The 13,554-nt window shown below is 26.6% G+C and carries 14 protein-coding genes, 1 tRNA gene and 1 riboswitch; of the genes, 3 read left to right on the forward strand and 12 right to left on the reverse strand.

Going from position 1 to position 13,554, the window contains the following annotated elements; translation table 11 throughout:
* Positions 1–20 precede the first annotated feature (20 nt).
* Positions 21–476: a hypothetical protein gene (locus BLP75_RS04810; protein ID WP_092724358.1), complete on the forward strand. Its 456-nt coding sequence runs from the start codon at positions 21–23 to the stop codon at positions 474–476.
* A gap of 23 nt (positions 477–499) precedes the next feature.
* Here BLP75_RS04810 and BLP75_RS04815 read toward each other — a convergent pair whose 3' ends face one another.
* From BLP75_RS04815 to BLP75_RS04855, 9 genes are all read right to left on the reverse strand, one after another.
* A complete protein-coding gene (locus BLP75_RS04815; RefSeq protein WP_170827932.1) occupies positions 500–1,399 on the reverse strand; it encodes an NAD(P)/FAD-dependent oxidoreductase in 900 nt (299 codons plus the stop codon).
* A 15-nt stretch (positions 1,400–1,414) separates the two neighbouring features.
* Complete coding sequence (trxA, locus tag BLP75_RS04820; RefSeq protein ID WP_092724362.1) at positions 1,415–1,732, reverse strand: thioredoxin; 318 nt, start codon at positions 1,730–1,732, stop codon at positions 1,415–1,417.
* A gap of 133 nt (positions 1,733–1,865) precedes the next feature.
* The gene (locus BLP75_RS04825; RefSeq protein WP_092724364.1) at positions 1,866–3,089 is read right to left on the reverse strand and encodes a sensor histidine kinase; all 1,224 of its coding nucleotides are present in this window, start codon (positions 3,087–3,089) and stop codon (positions 1,866–1,868) included.
* A complete protein-coding gene (locus tag BLP75_RS04830) occupies positions 3,079–3,750 on the reverse strand; it encodes a response regulator transcription factor (protein WP_092724366.1) in 672 nt (223 codons plus the stop codon). Before BLP75_RS04830 ends, BLP75_RS04825 begins: the two co-directional genes overlap by 11 nt.
* Positions 3,751–3,849: 99 nt before the next feature.
* The gene (locus BLP75_RS04835) at positions 3,850–4,056 is read right to left on the reverse strand and encodes a hypothetical protein (RefSeq protein ID WP_092724368.1); all 207 of its coding nucleotides are present in this window, start codon (positions 4,054–4,056) and stop codon (positions 3,850–3,852) included.
* A gap of 36 nt (positions 4,057–4,092) precedes the next feature.
* On the reverse strand, positions 4,093–4,272 hold the full coding sequence (locus BLP75_RS04840) for a hypothetical protein (RefSeq protein WP_092724370.1): 180 nt from the start codon (positions 4,270–4,272) through the stop codon (positions 4,093–4,095).
* A 78-nt stretch (positions 4,273–4,350) separates the two neighbouring features.
* On the reverse strand, positions 4,351–5,172 hold the full coding sequence (locus BLP75_RS04845) for a hypothetical protein (protein WP_092724372.1): 822 nt from the start codon (positions 5,170–5,172) through the stop codon (positions 4,351–4,353).
* A 93-nt stretch (positions 5,173–5,265) separates the two neighbouring features.
* Positions 5,266–5,913, reverse strand: coding sequence for a hypothetical protein (locus BLP75_RS04850; protein WP_092724374.1), 648 nt, complete (start codon positions 5,911–5,913; stop codon positions 5,266–5,268).
* 206 nt (positions 5,914–6,119) lie between these two features.
* A complete protein-coding gene (locus BLP75_RS04855) occupies positions 6,120–6,809 on the reverse strand; it encodes a radical SAM protein (RefSeq protein WP_092724376.1) in 690 nt (229 codons plus the stop codon).
* A gap of 727 nt (positions 6,810–7,536) precedes the next feature.
* Between BLP75_RS04855 and BLP75_RS04860 the strand changes: the two genes are divergently transcribed.
* Positions 7,537–8,604, forward strand: coding sequence for a PTS sugar transporter subunit IIC (locus BLP75_RS04860; RefSeq protein WP_092724378.1), 1,068 nt, complete (start codon positions 7,537–7,539; stop codon positions 8,602–8,604).
* A 110-nt stretch (positions 8,605–8,714) separates the two neighbouring features.
* On the opposite strand, the gene BLP75_RS04865 is transcribed toward BLP75_RS04860, so the two are convergent.
* From BLP75_RS04865 to BLP75_RS04875, 3 genes are all read right to left on the reverse strand, one after another.
* Positions 8,715–8,799 (reverse strand) — tRNA-Leu (locus BLP75_RS04865).
* A 71-nt stretch (positions 8,800–8,870) separates the two neighbouring features.
* Complete coding sequence (locus BLP75_RS04870; protein WP_092724380.1) at positions 8,871–10,061, reverse strand: pentapeptide repeat-containing protein; 1,191 nt, start codon at positions 10,059–10,061, stop codon at positions 8,871–8,873.
* 152 nt (positions 10,062–10,213) lie between these two features.
* Positions 10,214–11,956: a Na+/H+ antiporter NhaC family protein gene (locus BLP75_RS04875; RefSeq protein WP_092724381.1), complete on the reverse strand. Its 1,743-nt coding sequence runs from the start codon at positions 11,954–11,956 to the stop codon at positions 10,214–10,216.
* 176 nt (positions 11,957–12,132) lie between these two features.
* Positions 12,133–12,309, reverse strand: a riboswitch (Lysine riboswitch).
* Positions 12,310–12,491: 182 nt separating this feature from the next.
* On the opposite strand from BLP75_RS04875, the gene lplA reads away from it, so the two are divergent.
* Entirely contained in the window at positions 12,492–13,478 is a 987-nt protein-coding gene (gene lplA, locus BLP75_RS04880; protein ID WP_092724383.1) for a lipoate--protein ligase, read from the forward strand.
* Positions 13,479–13,554: the final 76 nt, after the last annotated feature.

Here is a 13,554-nt window from a genome sequence, read left to right on the forward strand (position 1 = left end):
TTTTAGAAGGGTGATGTTTTATGAATGTAAATAGTGCTCAAGGTGATGCTATAGAAACTTTATTACGTCAAATGGGAGCTTATGACATAGTTAAAGTTAGAGGATTACTATACTTTATGAAATTTAAATTAAATGATAAATTTGAAATTTCTTATTCTTATAATATAAATGCTAAAAAGCAATATTTTTTGCAACGTATTAAACCTTATCCAATTCCTCAAGGTGTTTTCTCAGATGAATACGAGGTAGTATCATTTATAACTAAAGATTTAAAAAAATTTAATAACGCTATGAATAGTAGTAATTTTAGTTTATTTTTAGATGTAACTAAAAAAGTAAATTCTATAACATCAAAAATGGAAGATTTATTTTTAAATTATAATGTAGATAAAAATGAATTTTTAAGACTTAATAAAGAACTTGATGATATAGTAAATGAAATTAATTTTTCTAAAGATAAATCAAAAAGACTCTAGTAATCACTAGAGCCTTTTTGTTTTTATTGTTGCTGTTGTTTTCTTTGTTCTATTTTTAATTTATCTAAATATGCTACAGCATTTAATGCTGCTATTTGTCCTTGACCAGCTGATTTTATATAAGAGTAAGGCTTACCTACGCAATCCCCTGCAGCAAAGCATCCTTCAATACTAGTTTTCATATTAATATCTACTTTAATATGAGGACCATCAGTTTCTATACCAGGCACTAAGGATTTTGGTGATGCGCTATCTTTTATTACAAATACACCGTCTACATCTATCTCTTTTTCTTTAAATGCAACCTTATTTACAAGATTATCTCCATGTATTTGAACCGGTCTATCATTTATAACTTCAATTGAACTGTCTAAATCATTTGAAGACCTCATTAATCCCTCATTTTTATACATAGGGATAAAATAAGTTTTAGATGCTATTTCATTTAAGAAGTTTGCTTCTTCTTCTGATTCTTTGTTATAGCCTATTATTGCAACTTTTTTATCTTTATATAAAGGAGCATCACAAGTTGCACAGTATCCTACTCCTCTTCCTAGAAATTCTTCTTCTCCTTTTATAGGCTTTCCATATTCAACTCCAGTAGCTAATATAACTGTTGTTGCTTCATACATTTCATCGCCTGACATTAATGCAAAATAATCGCCCATTGCATAAACATTATTTATTTTCTTTTGGCATATATCGATACCCATACTATCTATATGCTCTTTAAATTTATTTTTTAATTCATCACCGCTTATCTCAAAGAAACCTAAATAGTTATCAATTGATGGCGCTTTTATTAATTTATTGCTTAAATTTTCATTTCCAAATACTATAACGCTTTTATTTCTTATTTTTCCATTTATTGCAGCTGATAGACCTGCTGGACCACTACCAACTATTGCTATATCATATCTCATTTTAATCACCTATTTTTATAAATATGCTTTAACCTTAGCTTTTATTTTTTCTTTTGGCATAAACCCAACTAAAGATTCAACCGGTTTTCCATCTTTGAATATCATCATTGTTGGTACTGTTGATATATTAAATTGTTGAGCTATCTCTAAACTTTGATCTATATCAACCTTTACAAATCTCGCTTGATTTTGCATTTCTTCTCCTAGTGATTCAAATACTGGTGCCAACATTTTACAAGGACCACACCACGTTGCATAGAAATCAACAACGACTAATCCTTTTCCATTTTCTATATCCCCTCTAAATTGTGAAGTATTTATAACTTTAGCCATATTCTTGCCCTCCTAAATATTCTATAATCTATACTATGTATTATAATATAATATAGTTATTACTTATTATATTATAATACTTTATTTATTAATATCTATTTATATATATACCCCTACCCAGTAACTATAAACATTATTTATTATGAATTATCAAATTAAATTTAGTAAACTCATTTAGCTTAGATTTTACATTAATATCTATATCTAAACTTGTTGATAGCATCTTCGCAATAGATAATCCAATACCTGAACCATCAATGTCTTTACTTCTAATATTTTCACTTCTAAAAAATCTATCAAATATATTAGATATTTCATCATCTTTAATACCCATACCACTATCTTCAATGGTTATTATGATATCACGTCCTTCTTCAGTTAAATTTATACATATGATATCATTTTCATTAGTATATTTGAACGCATTATCTATGAATATTAAAATTAATTGTCTTAGTTTATTTTTATCTGTAATTATTATTTTATTCTCTGCATTTAAATTTATATTAAATTTCTTATTTTGTATTTCAGCTATGTCTAAATAATCATTACTTATTTCATTTATTAGCTGTTCAATATTTACTTCTTCTTTATTTAAAGTTGTTATTGAATCTTCCTTTGTAAGGCATAATAAATCATTTATCATTTTTTTTATTCGTCTAGTTTCTTTCATGGCATCAGCAATCAATTCAACTTCATCACTTATTGTACTATCTGGGCTTCTTAGCATACTTTCTAATTTAGATGAAACTATTGATATAGGAGTTCTAAGCTCATGAGATGCATCTTGGACAAATTTTGCTTGATTATTCCATGCAGTTTCTATAGGTATCAATGCTTTCTTAGTTAAATAAAGTGCAATAAAATAAGTTATAATGATTGCAATTATTATTCCAATAACAAATACATATATTAATTGCTTAAATGAATTTATTTGTGAATCTATATTTCTTATTATTTGTATTTTATACTTTCCTATTTCTAAGCTTAACTCCCTAAATGTGTATCCATTTTCTGTATATGTAAAAAAGCTATTTTTTTTATTTTCTCTAAGCTTTGGCAACATGTCTTCAAAGTAACCATTTCTTGTATAATACTTTACTCTATTTCCTTCATATATATATACCATATTGCTTGGATCTTTTAAAACTATTGGAGAAAACATTGCACTACTTGTTAGTTGTACTGTAATATTTTCTAGCTCATCATTTAAATTTTTATCTACACTATTGTATGTAAGCCCCTGAAAGTATGAATATATAAATATGGAAAATATTATAAAAAAACTTACAACTACGGCTACATTTATTTTTATTAAACTAACCTTCGTTTTATTAAATACATTTTTATTTATCATCAAAAATATATCCCACTTTGCGTTTTGTTTTTATATATTTATCATATCCATATTTACTTAGTTTTTTCCTTAAATTACTTACATACACCTCAACAATTTCTATAGTAGCATCTGAATCAATTCCCCAAATTCTGTCATATATTTGTTCTTTAAGTAAAATACATCCTTTATTTATTAAAAAATATTCTAATAAATTAAATTGTTTATTTTGAAGATATATTTCTTCATCATTTATAAATGCAGTTTTTTTATTTGTATCTATATATAAATCCTTAAATATAATTCCATTTTTATTTTTTATTTTTCCATTTGTCCTAAGAATTGCGTAACTTCTAGCAATTAACTCTTCCATATAAAAAGGTTTTGTCAAATAATCATTAGCTCCTATTTCAAAAGCGCTTACTTTATCATCTAAACTTTCTTTGGCTGTTAATATTAGTACCGGTGTATTTATATCTTTTTTTCTTATATTCTTTAGTATTTCAATCCCTGAAATATGAGGCAACATCCAATCTAAAATTAATAAATCATATATATTTTGATTTATTAAATATAAAGCATGATCTCCGTCTTCACATATTTCCACTTCAAAATGTTTGCTCATTTCACTACTAATACTATCTAAAAGGCTTTTATTATCTTCTACTATTAATATTTTCACTCTCATCCCCCTTTTCTTTTTTATTTTTATTATACAACATAAAAAGCTCGTTGTATTATCTAATTATAATTAGTAAATACACCGAGCTAACTACTTTTACTATTGATTTTCATAAGTTATATTTGCCTTATATTCTAAACCAGATAAGTCACTATACATATCAATGTCATTACATTGCCCAGTATAAGAACACCCTTTCATTTGATTTAAAGCTGAAAAATAACAACTAACTATATCTGTAGTATCCGTATAGTTTTTATACATCCCTACATAGTATTTTTCTCGTTTTTTGCTTTTCCATTTCATATGAAATCCTTCTTTCATAAAATGATACTTATCAAACTATTGTAATTTATTTTGATTGTAACTATTGATTATGTTTATGAATTCATCCATAGTTAAGTTAGAATCTAATTTGTTTAACATTTCATTATAATACCAATTTGCAAACTCTGGGTCTGCTAGTGTTGCATTCATTTTTTCAAAATCTAAATTCCCTTGGTTTAAGTTATTTTCATTCATTTTTACCACCCCTTAATTAATATTTATTATTCATCATAAATATATGATTTATACATCCAAAATCCTCCTAAGTAATAATTATTTATTTATTTTAACTCTATGAGATTTAAGATCAATATCTATAGTAGCTTTTTCTTTTACATCATCATAGCTATATCCTAATATCTTTAATTTATCTGCATTACTTGAAACGGCTACTTCCATTTCGATTTCCTCTTCTGGTTTTAAAACATTATATGCTGGTAAATGGTTTACTGTTATATATTCTCCATCTCTTTTTAATTCCCCTATCTTTAACGATATATTTCCTAAATCTTTTTCTGATGAGTTTTTGATTTTTACCATATATGTACTTGCATCCTCTGTTTCATTTTCTTTATATATTTCAGATAATGCTAAGACTTCATAAGATTTACTATTTTCTACTTTAGCTATATTTTCTTTTATTTTAACAGAATCTTTTTTTAAATTTACAACTACACCTGTTCCTTCTGTTTCATAACCGTAAGACACTATCTTTATGCTGTTTGCGTACTCTTTATGAGGAAACGATACAGCTGATAAATCTCCTGGCAATAATGTTAAATCTAAAAATGTTTGAGAGTTAGATATTACATTTCCATTTTTATCTACTTCTTCATATCCAACCCATATATTACTTATATAAAAATTTTCTTTATTTTCTATTTTAGTAACTGTACTATTTTGATCTAAATTAGATACATTAGTAATCTCTGTATTTTCTATTTTAATTGCTTTTGCATTTTCTTGATTTATTTTTATACTTGATACAGTATTTTTGAGTTCTTCTTTTTTACTTACTTCTTTTTCACATCCACTCAATCCTATAATACTACTCAATAAGACTACTAATAAATATGACTTTTTTGAAATTCTCATTATTTCTTAACTCCTCATATTTAAATATTAATATAATTATATTCTCATTTTGCAAGAAATTCATTATATTTTTCATTTTTAATAATTTTATTTTTATAATAAATGTTTATACTCTTTCATAAAATCTGTAAGGGCCTGAGTAATTATCTCTTGCTTAGTAAATTGAGAGTTACTACATAATCTTTCAAACTCTTCCCATATACTTTTCTCAACTCTTATGCTTGTAGACTTAAGTTCTTTTAATTCTTTTTTTTCTATATTTATATCTTTTTTGGATACTGTTTTTTTAGGCTGCAAACTTCTGTAATCTTTAACTTGTAAATACCAATCATATACTTCACATAGTTTATCTAGATCTTCAGTTGTTATATTAATTTTTCTATCTTTTCTGGGCTTTATATTTGTTTTTTTATTTTCATTTGACTTTTCAGTTGTTTTTGCAAGAGTATTTTTTTTATTTGTTTTCTTTTCTTCGTCCCTCTTTGATGATCTATTTTTTTTAATTACGGTGTCAGACTTTTTCTTTTTACTTTCTTCTTTTTTTATTTCTTTGAATGCTATTTGACTTGCCTTATTTTCTTCTTTTAACTTATACTTTCTATTTTCTAATTTATATCCACTTTTATTTAAAAATGCTCTAAGCGTTTTAGGCATTATCCCCAATTCTTTTGATATATGTTCAAACTCCATTTCTTTTTCTTGAAGTTCGATAAATTTTTTTAATCTTTCATTGCCTTTCATTTATTTCCTCCATAAAATTTAATGTCTATTTTATCTATTGTATCACAATATTGATTTTTACACAAAATCACTCTATTTGTACAAAGCTTACTAAAACTTTTAGCTATCAAAGTTATAAGTAAAGCATCGAATATTTTATTTATGTTAATATAATAATTTATATAAAAAGCTAGCCTAGTGTATATGAAATACCTTAGGCCAGCTTTTTATTCTCCTACACCAAAATCAGTATTATTATATAATACTTCAATATTAGGATTTTGATCTAAATAATTATATTTATCTATAAACCACTTAACTAATTCATCATCTCTTTTCAATTTAGAACTATTATTTATAAAAACATTTATAGTTGCATGGGTAAAATTATTAATAACTATATCTATATCCTTGTCTATCATTTCTTTGGTTTGCCCTTTTATACCAACCATCATACAAGGTGAATCAAAATATTCTTTTAATTCTTCAATGGTTTTAAATTTAGCATTTTTATTTAAAAATTCATTTCTAAACTCATAATCAAAACTCTCAACACCTATTTTAAATATTATAGGGATTCCAAAAAACTCTCTCATTTTCTTTACTTTGTTTTTATAACACCAATGGCTTTCTAAAAATAACTTCTCTATCTTTTTTTCCACCACTATTTCCTTTATTTTTTCCAACGTTTCTTTAGGAAGTTCAAAACAGCTTCCTGAATTAATAACTTCTAATACCTTATACTTACCAGATATCTTTTCTAAAACTTCAAAGTTAATTTCATTTATTTCTTCTTTAGATGTAGAGTTATCTAATATATAATCACAAAAACTACATTTTCCCCATGCACAAGGGAAACCTTTTAATAAAACTATTTCACGTTGATTTTTATTTGTTATTTCACTGTATCTTTCCATAATATCTATCTCCTATCTATTTTGCAGTTATTAATAACAGCTACTCCAAACCCTAAAAGCGTAAGCGCCCTTACATCGGTGTTTATCTGCATTTTATTTACTCATTAATTTATGGTTAATGAGAACAAAAACTTATTTAGATTTTTAATTTATATATTCTCGTAGATTATACCATACTCTTTATTATACAAAACTAAAAGAAAGTTTACTTAATTATTTATAAATTTAGACTTCTATTTTAATATAGACCCATAAAAAATTTCATATTATATATAAAAAGAGTTTACTATATATATGTACTTTTTATAAAACAGATTTCAATTTATTTTCAATTTATAATTAAACATATTTTATAAAATGTTTTTGTGTTTTTTTATCAAATTTTGATATGATATCGTTTTTATTATGTTTTTTTTAATCATATTTTAATATAAAATTTCAAAACAAATTTCAAGCACCTTTTTTAATATTAGTATTCTAACAATCGGCTATATAGCTGCTTTAGAAAGTAATTTTAAAGTGAAAAATGAATTAGTTTTCCTACTTTTTTTAAGCCTTAGAAAACTTTTTCTTAAAAAAAATAAATTTTTATCAATAAAAGTGTTTACATTTGTCGAAGTTTGTTCTATAATTGTAATTAATCTAATCAATTGTTTGAAAAATGCAAACAAGGAAAACACTACCAAAAGGTAGTAGTCTATTTACATTTTTAGGAGGAAAAGAAATTATGGCACAAATTCTTATGGGTACTGGCTTATTATTAGTAGTACTGGCATTATTCACATTATTCAGTTACAAAGCGCCTCAAGGTATGAAAGCTATGGGTGCATTAGCAAGTGCAGCTTGCGCAAGTTTTTTAGTTGAAGCTTTCCATGCTTCATTATTTGGACAACAAATGGGTATAGATTTCTTAGCTCAAGTTGGTGGAGCTAACGGTTCTTTAGGTGGTGTAGCTGCTGGGATATTAGTTCCTTTAGCATTAGGAGTTTCTCCTGTTTACGCTGTTTTAGTTGGTTTATCAGTTTCAGGATTCGGTATATTACCAGGATTCGTTGCTGGATACTTAATATCATTTGTTGTTAAGTTCTTAGAGGAGAAAGTTCCTGCTGGACTTGACTTAATAGTAATAATATTAGTTGCTGCTCCGCTTTCAAGAGCAATCGCTATGGGTATGGATCCAGTAGTAAACGGAACATTAAAGCAAATAGGACAAGTTTTAATACAAGCATCTAGTGGTTCTGGATTAGCTTCTCAAATAATTATGGGTATAATATTAGGTGGAATAATAACAGTTGTTGCTACGGCTCCATTATCTTCAATGGCCTTAACAGCTATAATATCATTAACTGGTACTCCAATGGCTATCGGTGCATTAGCAGTATTCGGTTCTTCTTTCATGAACTTTGTATTCTTCTCAAAGATGAAATTTGGTTCAAAGAAAGATACAATATCTGTTGCTATAGAACCTTTAACACAATCAGATATAATATCTGCTAACCCAATTCCAGTATTCGTTACTAACTTTATAGGTGGAGCATTATCTGGATTAGTAGTTGCTTTAGTAAGTTACTTTGTATCTCCAATAACTATAAGCCAACCTGGTTTAGCAACTCCTATAGCTGGTTTTGCAGTTGCAGTTGGACAAAACGGAACACCTGCTTTAATAGCTGCTGCTGGTTGTGTAGTAGTAAGTGTTGCTGCTGGATTCTTAGGACATGCAATATTCAAAAATTACAATATAAAAACTGCTGATGAAATAAGAGGAACTAAAGAAGATTCTACTCAAGCAGCTTAATATAAAAAAAGGATGTAGATTGTCTACATTCTTTTTTATGTTATATCCTAATAATAAAAATAAAAAAAAGGATTATTATCATAAATTTATGATAATAATCCTTTTTTTATTGGTGCGGATGAAGGGAGTCGAACCCCCACGCCGTAAAGCGCCAGATCCTAAGTCTGGTGCGTCTGCCAATTCCGCCACATCCGCGAAAACATTTACTACAATTTAATTGTAATTATGTTTTATATAATATGCAATAGATTTTTGTAATTTTTATATCATCTAACTACCTTTCTTGTCAATGTTCCTATACCTAACCCCATCATTACTACTCCAACAAGCATTTCGATATTTGCTACAGTATAAGAAATCGCTGTAGGTTTTGAATTATTGCAACCTACACCAGCAAACATACCTACACTTAAATTTGTAGATTCATTAAAATCTTTCAATAATTTCCATATATTCCATGTATTTATATTAGTTAATGTATACCTAACAGTTTCTCCATCTAAATCCATGCCAGTCAATAAATATGCTATAGAAAATATAAAAATTATTGCTAATGATGATAAAACACAAAACCAAGGTCTTTCTCCATAACCACATAAAAGCCAGTATAAATAAGATCCAATTTTAGGTATAATATTTGAACATTTTCTCTCTGTACATTTGCCTAAGTAATAATACTCTCCAAAATTATTATTTAGAGTATTTTCTTTAAACTTATCTGCAAGGCTTTCATAGGTCATATAAATACCTTCATATTCTTTCTTATCTTTTACTCTAGGTTCAATTTTATCAAAAAATGTTTTTTCATCAAATTTTGTTTTATATTTATCATTAAACTGAATATCTTCTATATAGCATTCATATGTCTTAAATCCAGATAAATCGCTATCAACAATATCCACAACACTTAACTCGCTATGCATAATAATTGCATTGTTCATAGCTGTTAACTCTATTGATGTATTTTTTATTTTACAGTTTTCAAAAATCAAGTATGAATTATCACAATTTAAAAATTTAGCATAAATTTCACATTTATAAAAACTGCACCCTAAATTGTCTTTTTTATTTAGTGCCGGAAGCTTTTCACTGTCTTCTTTTATAAAGATACAATTTTCAAACACAACACCTCCACCATTAAAAATACAATCTTCAAATATACACCCTATAAATCTACAGTTTTTGAATTTAATATTTCTAAAGCTACATCCTATGAATTTTGCACAAATTATATCTAAACTATCAATATTCATAAAGTTCTCTTCATCATATAATCCTTTTTTCCCAATAAGCTTACTTTCAACTTTATTATAACTATAATTGGAATCTGGAATATATCCAGTTAAATCAATTTTATGTTTAACTATATCAATATATAACTTTTCATTATTCTTCTTTCTTCTTTCTAACTGATCTTTTAATACTGCTTTTTCTTCTTTAAAATTTATATATGCCATAACATAACCTCTTCTATACAATTATTAAGTTAAAATTCTTAGTATATAATTGAAATGTTTAAAATGATACAAAATAAACGTAACTAATCTGTTACGTTTATTTTGTATCATTTTTATTATTTTCACTTTCGGTTATATTATTCTGTTACTTTTTAATTTATATTTTCTATTATTTCTAAATTTTCTTCAACTTCAACTTTCTTGCCGAATATTTGAACCCCTATAAATATTGCAAATAAAGATATAGGTAATACTATATAAATTGGTAATCCTAAACCTGCTGGAATATATCCAAACACTACTGTTATAAAAGCCACAAATAATGAATATGGCATTTGAGTTTTAACATGGTCTATATGATTACATCCAGCCCCCATAGAAGATAAAATCGTTGTATCAGATATAGGAGAACAATGATCTCCAAATATAGCACCTGTTAAAACTGCACTTGTTGTAACTATTATAAATGACATTTCTGGATTTATAGAATGTGCTAATGGTACTGCAAGTGGCATAAGTATCCCCATAGTACCATAAGCAGTCCCTGTAGCAAATGATATAACTGCACCTAATATAAATATAATACTTGGTAATAGGAAATATGGTAAAGATCCTGATAGTAACGTTACTAAATATTTAGCAGTTCCTAACTCTTTTATTACTGAACTTAAAGACCATGCTAGTATTAATATAACACCTGTCATTAATAGACCTTTCATTCCATCTATCCATGTTTCTATAGCCTCTGATATTGTAAATATTTTCTTAGAAACAGCCATCGCTATACCAACTATACTAGCGAATAATGCTGATTGGAATAATGCTACTGATGCATCTGAAGCACTAAAAGCTTCCTTTATAGCTTCAAATGAGAATGGAGAATTTGTAAATAATTGTATTAATATTTGATCCTCACTGCTCATTATCGAACTATATCCACTATAATAAAAAGAAATTAAAGCCGTTATTATCAAAGTACCTATAGGTATTATTGCATTCCATATACTTAATTTTATTCCTTCTTTAGGCTCTAGATCTGATTTTTCTTTATCCTCTAAATTACCATCCACTAAATTATTCAGTCTCTCAGACTTGGCTCTTAATTCAGCATCTCTCATAGGCCCAAAATCTTTTGCTAAAAGTGCAGTTATTACTATAAAAGCTAATATTAATATATTGTAAAATCTGTATGGTATAGTATTTAAGAATATACCAAATGCATCTGCATTTACACCAATCCCTGTAAAAGCATCATTTATAAGTCCAACTTCAAGTCCTATCCATGTAGATATTATTGCAAGTCCAGCTATTGGAGCAGCTGTTGCATCTATTATAAAAGCTAATCTTTCTCTTGATATTTTCATTTTATCTGTTACAGGTCTCATTATTGGACCTACTATTAATGAATTTGCATAGTCATCAAAGAATACTAAAAGTCCTAAAAACCAAGTTATAATCTGAGTTCCTTTTGCTGTTTTTGCTCTTTTAGCTAGTGCTTCTGCTATAGCTTTAGCTCCTCCCATCTTTGCAACAAGATTTATTACGCCTCCTATTGCTAAAACTTGAAGAATTATGCCTGCATTCCAAGGATCAGCTAAAGAATTTAATGCTCTATTTACTAAGTCTAAAAAAGCTTGTATTAATGCTGAAAATACGTTATTACCAGATATATTAATTATAAAGCTACCTGATAAAATTCCTAAAAATAAAGATACTACAACATTTTTAGTTAAAAAAGCTAATACTATAGCTATAACTGGCGGTAGTAAGGTTACTAATTGAAACTTTTGAGCATTGATAGTAGCTTGATCTACCTCCCCTGCAAACACTAATGGTGACGATAAAATTAACATAATTACTGTTACTAGTATTAATCTAAATTTTCTATTATTCATAAAACATATCCTCCTTAATTTTTATTGTGAATATGGAGGGTAATAAAAAAGCCTTGAGTTTACACTCAAGGCTTATTTTCATTTACATAGTTTATTTAAAATTTGGATTAATCTCTGCGCGCAACAAATTTTAAATATAGCAGTACTATATATAGTCTACTGTATTGTAAAAATTCCTTAAATGTAGCTCCCCACAAAACAAGTTTGTGACAGTTATGCATATATTTTATGCATACCCAGCAATATAACTTCAAAGCATTAGTTATAAGCTTCGGCGATAGTTCCTTTCCTAATAAATCATTGTGCTTACCTCATTATTAGTACTGATAAATATCGCAGCCTCTACCCTTTTTTATTCACTTTTGTTTTACTTATTAATCATTATAGATTAACTTATTTGTTTTATCAACCATTTTTTTAAATTTTTGTTAAATTCTAAAAATAATATATATTTACTTTTTTTTACATCATATGATACTATTTGATTAATTAAAAAGTTTTATTAATTAAATAATATAAATCTAGGGGGATGACGATGTTATTAATTTATAACGATAAAACTAATCCATACTTTAACCTTGCTATGGAAGAATATTTTCTAAAAAATTTCTGTGATGATATATTTATTTTATGGAGAAATGAGCCATCAATCATTGTAGGAAAAAATCAAAACACATTATCCGAAATAAATATTGAATATGTAAAAGAAAATAATATTCCTGTAGTAAGAAGGCAATCTGGGGGTGGAGCTGTTTTTCATGATTTGGGAAATATTAATTTTACATTTATAGCTAATGATAAAAAAGGATTTAGTGATTTTAAAAGATTTACACAACCAATAATAAATTTATTGAGAACTTTAGATATTGATGCTACTTTTTCTGGTAGAAATGATCTATTAATAGATGGTAAAAAATTTTCAGGTAATGCACAGTACAACTATAAAAATAGAGTCATGCATCACGGTACATTATTGTTTTCATCTCAAATTTCAGACCTTTCAAATGCATTAAAGGTAAAGCCCATAAAATTTGAAGGCAAAGGTATCAAAAGTGTAAAATCAAGAGTAACTAATATAAGAGAACACTTAAAAAAAGATATATCTATTTTAGAATTTAAAGATTTAATTATAAATTATTTATTAAATACTAATAGCAATAATAAAACATATGATTTAACAAATGATGATATCGATAATATCTGGTTATTAGCTAACAATAAATATAACTCTTGGGAATGGAATTTTGGAAACTCTCCTAAATATAGTTTAACTAATCAATTAAAATACCCTGGCGGAAATGTGGAGTTCAATCTTAATGTTGAAAAGGGAATTATAAAAAATATTAAATTCTTTGGTGATTTTTTTGGTGAATCTGATGTTTCTTATATAGAGAATTTATTAGTTGGAATAAAACATGACGAAGATAGCATAAAAGATGCATTAAATCTAATTGATATAAATAATTATTTTTTAGGTGCAAATATAGAAATACTCTTATCCGGTATTTTAGGAGTTAAATAAAAAAGAGCTAATTTAAGCTCTTTTTTATTTTTTTAAAAGTTATCACTATCTAAGTACCTACGTCTTTATTTTTTAA

Origin of the sequence: Romboutsia lituseburensis DSM 797 (genome assembly GCF_900103615.1) — a bacterium.
GTDB classification, from domain to species: Bacteria; Bacillota; Clostridia; order Peptostreptococcales; family Peptostreptococcaceae; genus Romboutsia_F; species Romboutsia_F lituseburensis.